Annotated in this window: 17 protein-coding genes; 11 read left to right on the top strand and 6 right to left on the bottom strand. The window is 59.0% G+C overall.

Annotation, left to right across the window (positions count from 1 at the left end; genetic code table 11):
* Position 1: 1 nt before the first annotated feature.
* Together ACYZUA_RS25035 and ACYZUA_RS25030 are read right to left on the bottom strand one after the other, a co-directional pair.
* Positions 2 to 1,183, bottom strand: a complete 1,182-nt coding sequence (locus ACYZUA_RS25035) for an aminotransferase class V-fold PLP-dependent enzyme (RefSeq protein WP_461961024.1) — start codon at positions 1,181 to 1,183, stop codon at positions 2 to 4.
* A gap of 36 nt (positions 1,184 to 1,219) precedes the next feature.
* Positions 1,220 to 1,456 (bottom strand): DUF3820 family protein, encoded by a 237-nt coding sequence (locus tag ACYZUA_RS25030; protein ID WP_007949456.1) that lies wholly within the window; start codon positions 1,454 to 1,456, stop codon positions 1,220 to 1,222.
* A gap of 203 nt (positions 1,457 to 1,659) precedes the next feature.
* On the opposite strand from ACYZUA_RS25030, the gene ACYZUA_RS25025 reads away from it, so the two are divergent.
* The 4 genes from ACYZUA_RS25025 (at position 1,660) to ACYZUA_RS25010 (ending at position 5,345) form a co-directional block, all read left to right on the top strand.
* Positions 1,660 to 2,127 (top strand): ferritin-like domain-containing protein, encoded by a 468-nt coding sequence (locus ACYZUA_RS25025; protein WP_461961023.1) that lies wholly within the window; start codon positions 1,660 to 1,662, stop codon positions 2,125 to 2,127.
* 156 nt (positions 2,128 to 2,283) lie between these two features.
* On the top strand, positions 2,284 to 4,272 hold the full coding sequence (locus tag ACYZUA_RS25020) for an FUSC family protein (RefSeq protein WP_461961022.1): 1,989 nt from the start codon (positions 2,284 to 2,286) through the stop codon (positions 4,270 to 4,272).
* Positions 4,259 to 4,465: a DUF1656 domain-containing protein gene (locus ACYZUA_RS25015; RefSeq protein WP_461961021.1), complete on the top strand. Its 207-nt coding sequence runs from the start codon at positions 4,259 to 4,261 to the stop codon at positions 4,463 to 4,465. The genes ACYZUA_RS25020 and ACYZUA_RS25015 overlap by 14 nt, the downstream gene beginning before the upstream one ends.
* Positions 4,466 to 4,475: 10 nt before the next feature.
* Positions 4,476 to 5,345 (top strand): efflux RND transporter periplasmic adaptor subunit, encoded by an 870-nt coding sequence (locus ACYZUA_RS25010; RefSeq protein ID WP_461961020.1) that lies wholly within the window; start codon positions 4,476 to 4,478, stop codon positions 5,343 to 5,345.
* A gap of 234 nt (positions 5,346 to 5,579) precedes the next feature.
* Here the strand turns inward: ACYZUA_RS25010 and ACYZUA_RS25005 are convergent, their stop codons facing one another.
* Together ACYZUA_RS25005 and ACYZUA_RS25000 are read right to left on the bottom strand one after the other, a co-directional pair.
* On the bottom strand, positions 5,580 to 6,050 hold the full coding sequence (locus ACYZUA_RS25005) for a MaoC family dehydratase (RefSeq protein ID WP_046049496.1): 471 nt from the start codon (positions 6,048 to 6,050) through the stop codon (positions 5,580 to 5,582).
* A gap of 40 nt (positions 6,051 to 6,090) precedes the next feature.
* Complete coding sequence (locus tag ACYZUA_RS25000; RefSeq protein WP_461961019.1) at positions 6,091 to 7,035, bottom strand: lysophospholipase; 945 nt, start codon at positions 7,033 to 7,035, stop codon at positions 6,091 to 6,093.
* Positions 7,036 to 7,280: 245 nt separating this feature from the next.
* Between ACYZUA_RS25000 and fadD2 the strand changes: the two genes are divergently transcribed.
* Positions 7,281 to 8,969, top strand: coding sequence for a long-chain-fatty-acid--CoA ligase FadD2 (fadD2, locus tag ACYZUA_RS24995; RefSeq protein ID WP_461961018.1), 1,689 nt, complete (start codon positions 7,281 to 7,283; stop codon positions 8,967 to 8,969).
* A 351-nt stretch (positions 8,970 to 9,320) separates the two neighbouring features.
* Complete coding sequence (gene fadD1, locus ACYZUA_RS24990) at positions 9,321 to 11,021, top strand: long-chain-fatty-acid--CoA ligase FadD1 (protein WP_461961017.1); 1,701 nt, start codon at positions 9,321 to 9,323, stop codon at positions 11,019 to 11,021.
* 169 nt (positions 11,022 to 11,190) lie between these two features.
* Here the strand turns inward: fadD1 and ACYZUA_RS24985 are convergent, their stop codons facing one another.
* Positions 11,191 to 11,568 carry a hypothetical protein gene (locus ACYZUA_RS24985; protein WP_461961016.1) on the bottom strand — a complete coding sequence of 126 codons (378 nt, stop codon included), beginning with the start codon at positions 11,566 to 11,568 and terminating at the stop codon, positions 11,191 to 11,193.
* A gap of 201 nt (positions 11,569 to 11,769) precedes the next feature.
* Here ACYZUA_RS24985 and ACYZUA_RS24980 point away from each other — a divergent pair, with 201 nt between their 5' ends.
* From ACYZUA_RS24980 to def, 3 genes are all read left to right on the top strand, one after another.
* Positions 11,770 to 11,961, top strand: coding sequence for a CsbD family protein (locus ACYZUA_RS24980; protein WP_461961015.1), 192 nt, complete (start codon positions 11,770 to 11,772; stop codon positions 11,959 to 11,961).
* Between the two features lie 171 nt (positions 11,962 to 12,132).
* The gene (locus tag ACYZUA_RS24975) at positions 12,133 to 13,095 is read left to right on the top strand and encodes a YihY/virulence factor BrkB family protein (protein ID WP_461961014.1); all 963 of its coding nucleotides are present in this window, start codon (positions 12,133 to 12,135) and stop codon (positions 13,093 to 13,095) included.
* Positions 13,092 to 13,631 (top strand): peptide deformylase, encoded by a 540-nt coding sequence (gene def / locus ACYZUA_RS24970; RefSeq protein WP_461961013.1) that lies wholly within the window; start codon positions 13,092 to 13,094, stop codon positions 13,629 to 13,631. Before ACYZUA_RS24975 ends, def begins: the two co-directional genes overlap by 4 nt.
* A gap of 137 nt (positions 13,632 to 13,768) precedes the next feature.
* On the opposite strand, the gene ACYZUA_RS24965 is transcribed toward def, so the two are convergent.
* The gene (locus tag ACYZUA_RS24965; RefSeq protein WP_461961012.1) at positions 13,769 to 14,185 is read right to left on the bottom strand and encodes a GNAT family N-acetyltransferase; all 417 of its coding nucleotides are present in this window, start codon (positions 14,183 to 14,185) and stop codon (positions 13,769 to 13,771) included.
* 336 nt (positions 14,186 to 14,521) lie between these two features.
* Between ACYZUA_RS24965 and ACYZUA_RS24960 the strand changes: the two genes are divergently transcribed.
* On the top strand, positions 14,522 to 15,463 hold the full coding sequence (locus ACYZUA_RS24960) for a fatty acid desaturase (RefSeq protein WP_461961011.1): 942 nt from the start codon (positions 14,522 to 14,524) through the stop codon (positions 15,461 to 15,463).
* Positions 15,464 to 15,605: 142 nt separating this feature from the next.
* Complete coding sequence (locus ACYZUA_RS24955) at positions 15,606 to 16,397, top strand: phosphate/phosphite/phosphonate ABC transporter substrate-binding protein (protein ID WP_461961010.1); 792 nt, start codon at positions 15,606 to 15,608, stop codon at positions 16,395 to 16,397.
* The last annotated feature ends 73 nt before the right edge of the window (positions 16,398 to 16,470 follow it).

Genomic DNA, 16,470 nt, shown 5'->3' with positions numbered 1-16,470 from the left:
GTCAGCGCAGTTCGGTCAACGCCCGGGCCAGTAGATCCATGTCTGCACCCGTGGTGGTAAGCCCCGGGGTTATGCGAATGCACGGACCACTCGCAGCACCACTGCGCGCCACTGTAAACAGGTTGTAGTCCTTGAGCAGTCGCTCGACCATCACCTGTTGATCGGCATGCCGGGTAAAACGCATCGAGGTGATGCCGCAATACAGGCGCGGGTCGTCCGGGGTCATGACTTCGATTCCCGGCAACTCGCGTACCGCGCGCACCCAGCGGTTGCGCAGGTAATTGAGTCGAGCGCCCTTGGCGGCGGAACCGCCCATGGCCCGATGTTCCTCGAACACCAGCGGCAGGGTCAGCAGCGCCGGGATATTGGGCGTGCTGTACGGCGTGCGGGCGCGAATGTCGGTGACCGGGAAATGCATCTCGCCCATGTCCGGGTCGATGTCGGCCAGGCGCTCGGGGGCGATGTAAATAAAGCCCAGAGTCAGCGGTGCACCGATCCATTTGTGCAGGTTGTAGCCAGCAAAGGCGATGCCCAGTTTATCGAGATTGAACTCGAACTGGCCGAGCGCATGGGCGCCGTCGAGGATCACGTCGATCCCATGTTCCCTGGCGGCTGCGGCAATGGCCTGCACCGGCATCACCAGTCCGGTGCGATGGGTGACGTGGGTCAGGGCCATCAGTTTTAATCGCGGATAACGCACGAAGGCTTCGCGGTAAGTGGCCAGCAAACTGTCGAAACTGGCGGGGTGCGAGTGTTCGATCTCGACCACCTCGACACCGCGATGACGTGCCAGCCAACGCATGGCGCCTTTGACCGTGTCGTATTCCAGATCACAGATCAGCACCTGATCGCCCGGCGTCAGACGGTTGTAGTTGCGGATCAGCGATTGCAGACCGTCCGAAGCGTTGCGGGTGAGGGCGACTGTGTCGGCGGGTACGCCCATCAGCTCGGCGAGTTGTTTGCGAATCTCCAGGCTTTCGCCCAGTTCGAAGCGTTGTCGCACATGCACCGAGTTGCTGCGGTTGATCAGTTCGATATTGCGTTGATACTCCTCGACCACGGTGCGCGACATGCGCCCGAAGTACCCGTTTTCGAGGTTGACCGGGCCGGGTTCAACCGCGTATCGGTCGGCAAAGATTCGCCAGAAGGCTTCATCACGGGCGCGGCGGGTGTTATCGGGCATGGGCTACTCAATCAGGGGCCAGGTCTGGGTGTCAGGTCAGTGGCGAGGGGCGGGTTTGCCATGTTTGGCGCGCAGCGGTTCGAGCAGCTCGGACAGGCCGTTGTGATCGATTTCCTGCATCAAGGCCAACAAGCCGCCGAGTTCGCCATGGGGGAAACCTTCCCGGGCGAACCAGTTCAGGTATTGGCCGGGGAGGTCGGCAATGATCCGGCCCTTGTATTTGCCGAAGGGCATTTCACGGGTAATCAACAGTTCGAGTTTTTCAGGGTTCATCAATCAGTCGTCTTGATTCAAACAGTCTGGAAAATACAGGCATTCTGCATGCAGGCCAAATGACAGATCATGCAAAAAAAGCGGATGCAGATTTCGCGTTAAACGATAAGTAATTGAAATATAAGTAGTAAGTAGTCAGTTCAAAGCTGGCATGCAGGGTGCAATACCTATTGCATCTCTCATCAACCCGCGAGGAACTGAAAATGACCGACATGAATAAAGAAGCCATCTCTGTACTCAACGACCTGATTGAAACCAGCAAAGACGGTCAGGAAGGGTTCAAGACTTGCGCTGAAGACATCAAACACCCAGAACTGAAATCCGTGTTCATGCAGCGTTCCGCCGACTGCGCCACTGCGGCTTCCGAACTGCAAGCGCAGGTCCGTTCACTAGGCGGCGATCCGGAAACCTCTACCAGTGTCAGCGGTGACATGCACCGTCGCTGGGTCGACGTGAAAGCGATGTTCACCGGCAAGGATGAAGAAGCCGTGCTGAACGAAGCCGAACGCGGTGAAGACCATGCACTGAAGGCTTACAAAGAAGCCATCGAAAAAATCAACAAATACAACCTGGTGGGCATTCGTGACCTGGTTGAACGTCAGTACCACGGCGTGCAACGCAATCACGATCAGGTAAAAGCCCTGCGTAACCAGGCTCGCGCACGCTCGTAAGCGTTGTTTGTCTGTCAAAAACGCCAGCCAGTCTGGCGTTTTTTTTGTCCGGGAATTAGCACTGGACGGATGTTAGTTAGCTAGCTAATAATTTGTTTATCAAGTGACTGAACCGATCCCGACTATCGTTAAATCGTCTTTCCAAGAGTCCATTACGTGCCAATCACCCTGCAAGCTTTGTTTGCGCCTGACCGCCGCGCTTTACAGTTCGCAATCAAGACCTTGATCGGTGGCGGCCTGGCGCTGTGGCTGGCATTACGCTGGGGCCTGGAACAACCGGCCTGGGCGTTGATGACGGCGTTCATCGTCGCCCAGCCCTTGTCCGGGATGGTGGTGCAGAAGGGCTTGGCGCGGTTGCTGGGGACGTTGGTCGGGACGATCATGTCCGTGGTATTCATGGGGTTGTTTGCCCAGACGCCTTGGCTGTTTTTGTTGGCGTTGGCGTTATGGCTGGGACTGTGTACGGCGAGTTCGACCTTGCTGCGCAGCGCCTGGTCCTATTCGTTCGTGCTGGCCGGTTACACGGTGGCGATCATCGCGCTGCCGGCCATTACCCATCCGCTGACGGTGTTCGATCAAGCCGTGGCTCGCTGCACGGAAATCTGCCTGGGCATCCTTTGCGCCACCGCCGCCAGTGCGTTGCTCTGGCCGATGCGGGTCGAGCGGCAACTGGCGGATCAGGCGCGGGAAGCGTGGCAAAGCGGTATGAACGCCGCGCGTGCGACCCTGGCCGGTGATGGTCAGGCGCGAAAAGGCTTGCTGGAAATCCTCGGGAGAATCGTCGCCGTCGATGCCCAACGCGAGCATGCCTGGTTCGAAGGTGACCTGGGACGGCAACGAGCCCGCGCAATCAGCGGCTTGAGCCAAAAGCTGTTGATGCTGCTGCGCATCGCCCGTTCGGTGCGCCGCCAGTGGAAGCAACTGGAACCCCAGGAAGCCGAGCAACTGTTGCCCTGGATGGCCGAGGTTCAAGAGGCACTCGCTGGCTCCAATACCGCCACTCTCCAGGTTTTGCGACCGAGATTGCTCGATGCATCCCACGATCTGCACATCAGCTCCGCGCAGAGCTACTGCCTGGTCCGTTTCACCTTGCTGATCGATACCGCCATGGCAGCGACTGCAGCGTTGAAAGCGGTGGAGGAGGGCAAGGAAACGGTGGATCCACCAAGAACCCTGACACCGCACCGCGACCTGTCATTGGCGTTGATTTTCGGTACCCGAAGCGCGCTGGCCTTTCTGGTGCTCTCGTGCTTTTGGCTGGCGACGGCCTGGCCTGCCGCTTCGGGTGCGCTGGTGTTGACGTGTGTGGTTTGCAGTCTGTTCGCCAGCCGCGAGAACGGTGCGCAAATCGGCATGAGTTTCCTGCGCGGGATCCTGTTGGCGATTCCCGCGGCGTTTTTCGTCGGGCAGATTCTGCTGCCGCAATGGAGTGGATTTGCGTTGCTGTGCGTGGGCATGGGCGTGCCGTTGTTTCTCGGTGCATTGGGCATGGCCAAACCGCAGATCGGCGCCACGGCCACCTCGTTTTGTCTGCACTTCATTGTGTTGGTATCGCCGCTCAACACGATGAAGTTTGACGTCGCCACCTTTTTCAACAGCGCTCAGGCCATGCTGGTGGGTGTTGGCGCCGCCGTGCTGGCGTTCCATTTGTTGATCCTGCGCAACCCGACGTGGCATGGCCGACGTTTGCTGGCGGCCACCCTCGACGATCTGGTGCGCCTGACCCGGCGCAATCTGCGCGGTGCCGAAAGCTGGTTTGGCGGGCGCATGGCTGACCGCTTGCTGCAATTGGCGCGGCACTATCCCGAGTTGCCGGAACCGGCGCGCAGTCGCTGGGACGATGGCCTGCTCGGCCTGGACATCGGCGACGAATTGCTGCATTTGCGTTTGAGTCTGGCGGTGGCGCAGGCGCCGGTCAGTGCGCCTCAGCGGCGTTATCTCGAACAGCTGGAAAAAATCCTCGAACAAGGCCCGGCCGGCAGTCGCGCCGAGGCGTTGGCGCAGCCGAGCGAAGAGTTCTTGAAGACTTTGTACGCGTTGCCTCCCAGCGATGCAGTGAAACTGGCCCAAGGCGCGGTGCTGCAATTGCAAAGCAGCTGGCGCGCCTGGTGCCGTCAACAGGAGCAAAGCCATGGGCTTGCGTGAGTGGTCGGTGGGTGGCGTGCTGCTCAGTCCGTTTCTGATTTATGTGCTGCTGGCGCTGCTCGTCACTGGAGCCTTGCGCATGCTTTTGCGCCTGACGCCGGTGGGCCGCTGGATCTGGCACGAAGCATTGTTTGATTGCGCCTTGTACGTCTGTGTATTGACCATGATCACCGTCGTCCTCGGACCTTTATAAGGAGTTGAAAATGCGTACACCCATACGTGTCGCGGTGACCTTGTGCCTGGTGGCGGCGGCGATATTTGCCGGCATCCATTTGTGGCAGTACTACATGCTTACGCCGTGGACTCGGGATGCGCGGATCCGTGCTGATGTGGTGGTAATCGCGCCAGACGTTTCGGGTTGGGTGCGTGAGCTCAAGGCTTTTGATAACCAGCAGGTCAAAGCTGGTGATTTATTGCTGAGCATTGATCGCGACCGTTTCGAAGCGGCGCTGGAGAAAGCCCAGGCGGTGGTGCAGACCCGTCAGCAGCAGCTCAATCTGCGTGAACATGAAGCCAGCCGCCGCGCTGCCCTCGGGCCGCAGGCAATCAGTGCCGAGCTACGCGAGAACGCGCAAATCAACGCCGGGGTCGCCCGTGGCGAACTGCGTGAAGCCCAGGCCGAAGCCAAGGTTGCGCAACTCAACCTCGCGCGCAGTCAGGTCCATGCGCCGCGCAATGGTCACATCACCAACCTGCGCCTGGCCGAAGGCAACTACGTGAATGCCGGGCAATCGGTGATGGCGTTGATCGACGATTCGACTTTCTATGTGCAGGCCTATTTCGAGGAAACCAAACTGCCACGGATTCGTGTTGGCGATCCGGTGAAGATCTGGTTGATGAGCGCGGGGGAGGCATTGCAGGGGCATGTGGAAAGCATCAGTCGCGGGATTACCGATCGCAATACCACGCCGGACGGGCAGTTGCTGGCAGAGGTCGAGCCGACGTTTAACTGGGTGAGGCTGGCGCAGAGGATTCCGGTACGGATCAAGATTGATCAGTTGCCGGAAGGGATGAATTTGAGTTCGGGGATGACGGCGAGTGTGCAGGTTGGGGAGGGTGAGCGGTCGCGGTGAGTTTTAGATCTTTATCTGGCTTTAGAACCACCCCTCACCCCAGCCCTCTCCCCACGGGGGAGAGGGGGAAAGGGAGCTGATCTCGGTTGTTTTCAGAGCCTGAGTTCGACTTGGAATTGCAGGTCGCAGTAGCTCGTCCAAACACCTCGGTCAGTCCCCTCTACCCCTTGGGGCGGTCCGACGTTTCGGGAGGGTTAGGGTGAGGGGTGGATTCAACTGACACCCCTCCCCGAATCAGCCGATGCTGATTGCCGGCAGCTTAGGTAACGTTACGGTCTGCTGCTTGCGCGGCGCCAGAATCTCCGCCTCACCATCCACTACCAACTCATCGCGCTGGTTAAACACGCGAGTGGCAATCCGCACACGAAACTTCGGCAGCTTCTCGAGAATCTCCAGACGCACGGTCAGCGTGTCGCCGATCTTTACCGGCTTCTGAAAGCTCATTTGCTGACCGATATAAATAGTCCCCGGCCCGGGCAACTCGCAGGCAACGGCAGCGCTGATCAGCGCACCGCTGAACATGCCGTGAGCAATGCGCTCCTTGAACATGGTGCCGGCGGCGAATTCAGCGTCCAGGTGCACCGGGTTGTGGTCGCCGGACATCGCGGCGAACAACTGAATGTCGCGCTCTTCGACCGTCTTGCTGTAGCTGGCGGTCTGGCCGACTTCAAGGGCTTCGTAAGGGGTGTTGGTAACCTGGGTCATCTGTTTCAATTCCTGTCACGAATAAATAAATTCAAAAAAACTATTCCGACCTGGGTGGTCGACGGTGGCTCAGCGCCTGGGCGATCCAGCTCAACACGTCATTGATCACTTCATCGCGGTTGCTCTCGTTGAACAGTTCATGCCGAGCCTGCGGGTAAATAGTCAGTTGCAGGCTCTGGCTGCCGGCAGCGCGTAGCGCATGGGCCAGATCTTTCAGACGCTTGCCATCGCTTACCGGATCACATTCACCGCCGATGACCAGCAACGGCAGGCCCGGATCAATCTGAGCGAGATTGGACGCTTTGCTGATTTGCTGCAACCCACCGAGCAAATCGATCCACAGTTGATTGGTGCAGCGAAATCCGCAGAGCGGGTCGTTGGCGTACAGGTCGACCTGGGCCGGGTCGCGGCTGAGCCAGTCGAACCGCGTGCGTACCGGTTTGAATTTCTTGTTGAACGAACCGAAGGACAGCCATTCGATCAGTGCGCTGCGACCCTTCGGGCCCTGGCGCAAACGTTCCAGCCGCGCAATCTGCCGCGCTGCGCGATAGAGTGCCACCGGCTGGAAGTTCGACCCGCTGAGAACGGCCCCATGCAGGCTGGCGCTGTGGTGCAGCAGATAAGCCTGGGCGATGTAGCTGCCCATGCTGTGACCGAGCAGCACGATCGGCACGCCCGGATGTTGTTGGCCGATGTGCTGGTTGAGGCTCGCCAGGTCGCCGACCACCTTGCACCAACCGTCATCGTCGGCGAAATGGCCGAGAGTCCCGTTTTCGGCAGTTTTGCCATGTCCACGCAGGTCCGGCGCATACACGCCGTAGCCCTGATCACAGAATTTTTCCGCCAGACGCGTGTAGCGGCCACCGTGTTCCGCCATGCCGTGGGCCAGCAGGATCACTGCTTTTAAAGGCGCGGCAGGCAGCCACTGGTTGACGAAGAGGCGGCTGCGGTCGCTCGCGGTCAGCCAGAAAGTGTCGTGGATCATGGCGGTTCCTTTGCATAGGGCTGCATATGGCATGGGCGTCGTTGCATTGTATAGCGCATCCAAAGCGTGCCGTCTGATCAGGCCACGCCGTGGCAGCAAGATTCACACGATCAATGTCGACCGTGCGCATATTTGCCTGATTCGCCATAGCTGCTAGTGTCCGTGGAGCCCCGCTTTTCGCTCCTGGTTTTGAAGAAGGACAGAAAAGCGGCCCCGGATAGGTTCAGGTAAAGAGGACAAGAACAATGCAACCTGATTTCTGGAATGACAAACGCCCGGCCGGCGTGCCCCTGGACATCGATCAAGGGGCCTATAAGTCGGTAATCGAGGTGTTCGAGCGTTCCTGCAAGAAATTTGCTGACCGCCCGGCATTCAGCAACATGGGCGTAACCCTGACCTATGCCGAACTGGAACGCTACAGCGCAGCGTTTGCCGGTTACCTGCAAGCCCACACCGACCTGGCGCCGGGGGATCGCATCGCGGTGCAGATGCCCAACGTCCTGCATTACCCGATTGCCGTGTTCGGAGCCTTGCGCGCCGGGCTGGTCGTGGTCAACACCAACCCGCTGTACACCGCGCGGGAGATGCGTCATCAGTTCAAGGACTCCGGTGCCCGGGCGCTGGTGTACCTCAACATGTTCGGGCAGAAAGTCCAGGAAGTGCTGCCCGACACCGACATCCAGTACCTGATCGAAGCGAAAATGGGCGACATGATGCCCACCGCCAAGGGCTGGCTGGTCAATACGGTGGTGAGCAAGGTCAAGAAGATGGTCCCGGCGTACTCCTTGCCGCAGGCCACTTCTTTCAAGAGTGCGCTGCGCCTGGGCCGGGGCCTGGGCATCAAGCCGCTGCACGCCAGTCTCGACGACATCGCCGTGTTGCAATACACCGGCGGCACCACCGGCCTGGCCAAGGGCGCGATGCTGACCCATGGCAACCTGGTGGCCAACATGCAGCAAGTGCGGGCGTGTCTGGAGCAGTTCGGCAATGACGGCCAACCGTTGTTGCGCGAAGGGCAAGAGGTCATGGTCGCGCCGCTGCCGCTGTACCACATCTATGCGTTCACGGCGAATTGCATGTGCATGATGGTGTCGGGCAACCACAACGTGCTGATCACCAATCCGCGAGACATCAAGGGCTTCATCAAGGAGTTGAAGAACTGGCGGTTCTCGGCCCTTTTGGGACTCAACACCCTGTTCGTCGCACTGATGGACCACCCGGATTTCAAGACCCTGGATTTCTCCAGCCTCAAACTCACCAACTCCGGCGGCACCGCGCTGGTCAAGGCTACGGCCGAGCGCTGGGAACAGCTCACCGGTTGCCGCATCACCGAAGGTTACGGCTTGACCGAAACCTCGCCGGTGGCCTGCACCAACCCGTACGGCGACAAGTCGCGGCTCGGCACGGTCGGTCTGCCGGTGCCGGGCACCACGCTGAAAGTCATCAACGATGAAGGCGTCGAGCAGCCGCTGGGCGAGCGCGGCGAACTGTGCATCAAGGGCCCGCAGATCATGAAGGGCTACTGGCAGAAACCCGAAGCCACCGCCGAAGTGCTGGATGCCGAGGGCTGGTTCAAGTCGGGCGACATCGCGGTGATCGACCCGGACGGTTTTGTACGCATCGTCGATCGCAAGAAAGACATGATCATCGTCTCGGGCTTCAATGTGTACCCGAACGAGATCGAAGACGTGGTCATGGCTCACCCGAAAGTCGCCAACTGCGCGGTGATCGGTGTGCCGGACGAGCGTTCGGGGGAGGCGGTGAAGCTGTTTGTGGTGGCTCGTGAATCGGGGGTCAGCCTTGAAGAGCTGAAGGCTTACTGCAAGGAAAATTTCACGGCATACAAAGTGCCCAAGCACATCGTCTTGCGTGAGTCGTTGCCGATGACGCCGGTGGGCAAGATATTGCGGCGGGAGTTGCGTGATATCGCCTGATCGTTGAATGGCCGCGCTTCGCACGGATCGCGAGCAGGCTCGCTCCCACAAGGTTCTCGGTGATCCTGTGGGAGCGAGCCTGCTCGCGATTTTTTTTGAAAGCCCCGAATTCAGGGGCTTTCAGCGATATATAGGTTTATTGCTCTAAAATGACTGCTTGTTATTCTCGAGTCATTAAAGTGACTGTAGAGGCTGCTTTTGGCTCTAGTCGGCCCTTGGCAAAGCTGCTACTCTCGGCGCGCTTTGTGACTTCTCGGCCTATGTAAAAAGCCAGACTCACCAACAAACACACACCAATAATAATCGCATCAAATGCGGTGATGAATTCGCGTTGCTGAGGAGTGGGCTTCCATGATCGAAGACTTTTGGAAGGATAAGTACCCTGCCGGGATTGCTGCCGACATCAATCCGGACGAGTATCCGAATATTCAGGCGGTGTTGAAGCAGTCCTGCCAACGCTTTGCCGACAAACCGGCATTCAGCAACCTGGGCAAGACAATCACCTACGGTGAACTGTACGAATTGTCCGGTGCCTTTGCCGCTTACCTGCAACAGCATACCGACTTGCAGCCGGGCGATCGAATCGCCGTGCAGCTGCCCAACGTGTTGCAGTACCCGGTCGCCGTCTTTGGTGCCATCCGCGCCGGGCTGATCGTGGTCAACACCAACCCGCTGTACACCGCGCGGGAAATGGAACACCAATTCAACGACTCCGGTGCCAAAGCCCTGGTCTGCCTGGCCAACATGGCGCACCTGGCCCAGCTCGTCGTGCCGAAAACCGGCGTCAGGCACGTGATCGTCACCGAAGTGGCCGACCTGCTGCCACCGCTCAAGCGCCTGCTGGTCAACAGCATCATCAAGTACGTGAAGAAGATGGTCCCGGCGTATCACTTGCCCAAGGCCATCAAGTTCAACGACGTACTGAGCAAGGGCCACGGCCAGCCAGTGGCTGAAGCCAACCCGGCCAGCAGCGACGTTGCCGTGCTGCAATACACCGGCGGCACCACCGGCGTGGCGAAGGGCGCGATGCTGACCCACCGCAACCTGGTGGCGAACATGTTGCAGTGCAAGGCGCTGATGGGTTCCAACCTCAATGAAGGTTGCGAGGTCCTGATCACGCCGCTGCCGCTGTACCACATCTATGCCTTCACCTTTCATTGCATGGCGATGATGCTGATCGGCAACCACAACATCCTGATCAGCAACCCGCGCGATTTGTCGGCGATGGTCAAGGAACTGTCGAAGTGGAAGTTCAGCGGTTTCGTCGGGCTGAACACGCTGTTTGTCGCCCTGTGCAACAACGAAGGCTTTCGCAAGCTGGATTTCTCGGCGCTGAAAGTCACCCTGTCCGGTGGCATGGCTCTGCAACTGGCCGCAGCCGAGCGCTGGAAAGCGGTCACCGGTTGCGCCATCTGCGAAGGTTACGGCATGACCGAAACCAGCCCGGTGGCCACCGTGAACCCGATTCAGCACATCCAGATCGGCACCATCGGGATTCCGGTGCCGTCGACCCTGTGCAAAGTCATCGACGATGCCGGCGTTGAACAGCCGTTGGGCGAAATCGGCGAGCTGTGTGTGAAAGGTCCGCAAGTGATGAAGGGCTACTGGCAGCGTCAGGACGCCACCGATGAAATCCTCGACAGCGAAGGCTGGTTGAAGACCGGTGACATCGCGCTGATCCAGCCTGACGGTTACATGCGCATCGTCGATCGCAAGAAAGACATGATCCTGGTCTCCGGTTTCAACGTGTACCCGAACGAACTGGAAGACGTGCTCGCGACCCTGCCGGGCGTGCTGCAATGCGCGGCCATCGGCGTGCCGGACGAGAAGTCGGGTGAGGCGATCAAGATCTTCATCGTCGCCAAACCGGGCGTGACGCTGACCAAGGAACAGGTGATGGAGCACATGCGCGCCAACGTCACCGGCTACAAAGTGCCGAAAGCCGTGGAATTCCGCGATGCGCTGCCGACCACCAACGTCGGCAAGATCCTGCGCCGCGAGTTGCGCGACGAAGAGCTGAAGAAGCTGGGTGTGAAGAAAGTCAGCGCCTAGTCAAACAAAAGCCCCGGTCGTTTTGGCCGGGGCTTTTGTTTATCTGACAGGTAAAGCTCAGCGCCTGTCAGACCGCTTTCGCGAGCAGGCTCGCTCCCACATGTGATCGCATTCTTTCTGAAGGAACTCGGTTAAATGTGGGAGCGAGCCTGCTCGCGATGCTTTTGGGTTACTGACGGAACTGCGCGAAATTGACGTTGGTACCCGCCGGGCGCATGTCCTGGAGGTAAGAGTCCTTGTCGGCGCTCAGTTCCAGGCTCAGGGCCGCTTTGCGTTTACCTTCGTTGCGCACCACCAGGCCTTCGAGCTTCTCGCGCAGGAATACCGTCGGCACTTTCAGGTGCAGCAGTTCGTCGGTATCCGGGGTGTGCATCAGCAGGTGAACCCACTCGTACTGACCAACGGCCAGGCGCGCGACCGGAATATCGAACCACCAGATGTTGCGGTTGCGGTTCAATTCGGTGAAATGGCAGTTGTTGACGCCAAGCACAGCACCACCAAGTTCCTGGTTTCTGCGGGCAATGGCCTGCTTTTTATCGAGTTTCATAACATTCCTACGGGATTGGATCTTCAGCGTCATGGCCTGAATACGTTGCGCATTCTCGGGGGTTGGTCGGCAAACATAAAGCCCAACCTGCACTGAACGATGAAATGTCGCCGTGAAAATAAATGAAACTCCGCGCAAACGCCTCCGGTCAATCCTTGTGTAACGACTTTTTTCCGTTGAATTGTTCACAGGAGAAACACCATGAGCAGCACTGGCGATAAAGTAAAAGGCATGGCCAACGAAGCCGCCGGCAACGTCAAGCAAGGCGTCGGCAAGGCCACCGGTAACGACAAAATGCGCAGCGAAGGCGTCGCTCAGGAAAGGAAAGGCGAAGCCCAGCAAGCGGTCGGCAAGGCCAAGGATGCGATCAAGAAAGGCGTCGACAAGGCTTGATTCGGCCTTTGATGAGCAACAGAAACGGCCATCCGCGGATGGCCGTTTTTGTGTCAGCCTGAACTTGCACAAGGAAATTGTTTCAAACTCGCCAAGTAGGCTACTTTGATGTAGAAAACGGCCCCTGAGTCGCCACGACTTCGAGCAAATTTGCGGCGAAAGGAGACGCTAATGTTTTTCCCACACATGAAAGGTCAGCGCCTGCACCGTGTCATGGTGCGCACGATCACCGAGTTCGTCGACGACGAGATGTCGACCTATGCCTCGGCGTTGGCCTATCAGATGCTGTTCTCACTGTTTCCCTTCATCCTGTTCCTGATCGCCCTGATCGGTTTTCTGCACCTGCCGGACTTCTTCTCCTGGCTGCGCCTGCAATCGGAACTGGTGCTGCCGCCCCAGGCGCTGGAACAGGTGAACCCGGTCATCGACCAGCTCCAGCAATCCAAGGGTGGCTTGCTGTCGATCGGTATCGTGATTGCCCTGTGGACCGCCTCCGCGGGTGTGCGGCTGATGATGAGCGCGATGAACGCCGCCTACGACGTGGTCGAAGGCCGACCGGCGTGGAAGCGTTTCCCGCTGTCGATTTTCTACACCATCGGCATCGCCGGCATGCTGCTGATCGCCGCCGCGCTGATGGTGCTCGGGCCGCAGGTGATGGGCTGGATCGCCGCGCAAGTCGGCCTGGAAGACTTCATCGTGACGCTCTGGACCATCGTGCGCTGGCCGGTGGTCGTGATTCTGTTGATGATGGCGGTGGCGCTGATTTATTACGTCATGCCCGACGTCAAACAAGAGTTTCGCTTCATCACCCCGGGTGCGGTGTTGTCCGTGGTGGTCTGGATCATCGCTTCGCTGGGCTTCGGTTTCTACGTCAAAACCTTCGCCAACTACAACGCCATGTATGGCAGTATCGGCGCGATCATCGTGTTGCTGCTGTACTTCTATATTTCCGCCGCCGTGCTGTTGCTCGGCGCGGAAATGAACGCGGTGATCGAGCACATGTCGCGCGAGGGGAAAGACCCTGGCGAGAAGGTCCCTGGCGAGCACGGCCCCGGCCCAGAAGAAAAACACCACGTTTCGGGACTGGGTCGGGATCACTCGATCAAGCCGAGCACTGACGAAGTCATCAAATGATCCGTGAAATTCTGAAAATGGGCGACGAACGCCTGCTGCGCATCGCCCCGCCGGTCCCGGCCGAAATGTTTGACAGCCCGGAGTTGTGGCAACTGATCGACGACATGTTCCAGACCATGGAAAGCGTTGGCGGCGTTGGCCTGGCTGCGCCGCAGATCGGCGTCGACCTGCAACTGGTGATCTTCGGTTTCGAGCACAGCGAACGCTACCCGGACGCCGAAGCGGTGCCGCAGACAATTCTGATCAACCCGCTGATTACACCGTTGAGCCCGACGCTGGAAGAGGGTTTCGAAGGCTGCCTGTCGGTGCCCGGCCTGCGCGGCGCGGTGGATCGCTATCAGCACATTCGGTATGAAGGTTTCGACCCCAAGGGCAATCCGATCGTGCGCGTTGCCGAGGGCTTCCATGCGCGCGTGGTGCAGCATGAATGCGATCACCTGATCGGCCGGTTATACCCGTCGCGCATCAGTGACTTCAGCAAATTCGGGTTTACCGAAGTGATGTTTCCGGATCTCGATCCCAGCGCAGACGATTGATTCGAAAACACCACAAACCCCTGTGGGAGCGAGCCTGCTCGCGATGAGGCCAGGTCAGCTAATATTGTTGGCGACTGACACACCGCCATCGCGAGCAGGCTCGCTCCCACATTAGATCTTCTTAAGGCTTTAGAGCGTTATCTGGCCGGTTCCAACCCCATGGCGATCATTGGTTTGCTCCGCGCATAACGGCTCAAACGTTCCGCCATGGAGTAGGGCAGTGGCGGGTCGAAGGTAAAACCGCGACGTTCATAAAACCCGCGCAAGTCCGGATGACAAAACAGCCACACCGGGCCTTCAAGCTCCTTGAGCGCCTCGGCGATCAACGCCGCAGCGATGCCCTGTTCACGGCAGGCCGGATCGACAAACAAACCCGTCAGCCAATGCCCGTCCGCCACCGGTCGCAAACACAGGGCGCCAATGATCTCTTCGCGCCTGGCCACCCAGAGTTGAGCGTCGCGGACGGCTTTCATCGACGATTGGTGCGCGCGATAAAACTTGTTCATCAAGGGCCATAAAGGCTCGGCGAGCAGGGTGTATTGGGTGTTGGGCATGGTCTTCGACTGTCGCTGCGCAAATCGGGCGATTATAAAAGAACGCGAGCGCGGGGATAGGTGTATACCTGAGCTCACATCCCGTATGAGTGGAGTACGTATCATGGCCAAAGGCATGAATTCAAAAAAAGCGGCAAAGAAAAAACCGGCAAAAACCGCCGATGAAAAGCGCGCGGACAAGAAGGCCAAGAAGGTGGATGTGTTCGGTCATTGATCCCGCGACAAGGGGGCCCGGCCCTCGGGCTCCCGCTGCTACTAACGAAATAACCAAATAATCTGCAAGAAAACCCTGCGCCATTGCACAGAAGGGGACTGGTCCCCGATCTGAGCAACGCCATGCCCCATTACTTCGATACCGCCCACCGTGAAGAAATCGAAACCCTGCGCCAACGCCTGACCGCTCGTACCGAGTGGCCGACCTGGCTGTTGCTGGTCGGCGTGTACGCTGGTTGGTTCAGCATTGTTTTGGGGAGCCATCGGCTGGGGCTCTGGTGGAGCACTGTGCTGTTGATTCCGCTGGTGGTGCTCTGGTTATCGGTGCAGCACGAATTGCTTCACGGTCACCCCACCCGCTGGACATCGCTGAACAAGTTCCTCGGCTACGCGCCGTTCGCCGTCTGGTATCCCTACACCCTGTATCGCGACAGCCATTTGCTGCATCACCGCGACGAAGACCTGACCCTCCCGGGTCGCGATCCGGAAAGCCGTTACCTGAGCGCCGAGCAGTGGCAGGGCAGTTCACTGTTCGAACAGAGTCTGCACTGGCTGAACAAAACCGTGCTCGGACGCTTCATGCTCGGCGCGCCCATGGCTCTGCTGGCGCTGGCGAAGGAAGAACTGCAGCGGCTGATCAACGGTGAGCGGCAGGCCTGGTTGATGTGGTTGAGCCACGGCACGCTGACCCTGCTGATGTTGCTGTTTATCGCCCGCTACAGCGTGTTGCCGGTGTGGCATTACCTGTTGCTGATCAGTGTGCCGGCGCTATCGATTGCGATGATTCGCTCCTACTATGAACACCGTCCCCACGCCGAGCCCGAGCAAAGGACGGTCATCAATGAAGCTGCCTGGCCGTGGCGCTGGCTGTTTCTCAACCTCAATCTGCATTTGGTGCATCACGACTTGCCAGGGCTGCCCTGGTACGACTTGCCCCGCGCCTACCACGCGCGTCGCGAGCAATGGCTGGCGCGCAGCGGCGGGTTTCTGGTGCAGGGTTATGGCCAGTTGTGGCGTCAGCATGGGGTGAAGGCCATCGACAGCCCTCGGCATCCATTTCACTGATTTTCATGATCGACACCACCCCCTGTGGGAGCGAGCCTGCTCGCGATAGCGGTGTGTCAGGCAACTTCAATGTTGAAGGTAATGGCCCCATCGCGAGCAACCTCGCTCCCACAGGGGAACTTCGTTGTATTGGGAAATTTTGATGACTGAACACATCGCTGAATTACTGATGTACGTCGCCCCGGAGCCGATCCGCGAAGCCAACGAGCGCTGGCTGACGCGAATGCTCGAGCGACTGGCCGCCACCCGCCGCAACGCCGAGGGCCTTTCGCTGATGGACCTCTGGCTGTCCCCGCACTTGCTGCTGACCCAAACCTGCGGCTACCCGCTGATGACGGCGTTGCGCGGTCGGGTCCGGGTCATCGGTCGTCCTCGCTATGAACTGCCGGACGCCAATGGTGGCAACCATTGCAGCCTGTTGTTGAGTCGCGTCGATGATCCACGGCGCAGCCTGACGGACTTTCGCGACACTCGTGGGGTGATCAATGGCGAAGACTCCAACAGCGGCATGAACCTGCTGCGTCACCGACTGGCACCGTTGCAGCGAGAGGGGCAGTTCTTCGCCAGTGTCGGTATCAGCGGCAGCCACCGCGAAAGCCTGCGCTGGTTGCGTGAAGAGACAGCAGACCTGGCGGCCATCGACAGCGTCACCTTCGCCTATCTGGCGCGGCACGCTGAAGAAGAAGTGGCCGGCCTGCGGGTCATTGCGCGAAGTGCGTTCAGTCCGACCTTACCGTTTATCACCGCTGCGACCGTCACCGATGAACAGGTCGAGGCGCTGCGGCAGTTGATGAATACGACGTTGCAGGAATTGCCCGACGTCGCTGAAGTCCTTGGGCTGCAAGAGGTGTTGCCGGCCGGCGAAAGCGTCTATCAGATTGTGCTCGACTATCAGCAAGAGGCTGAAGCGCTGGGGTATGGGCAATTGCGGTAGGCGGTGTGACAAGATCGCAGCCTCGTTTCACTCGACAGCTGCTACAGGAAATCGGTGTGCATCTGTAGCGGTT

The organism is Pseudomonas sp. LS2P72, from assembly GCF_054897865.1.
This window is presented reverse-complemented; position numbering and strand designations above follow the sequence as displayed.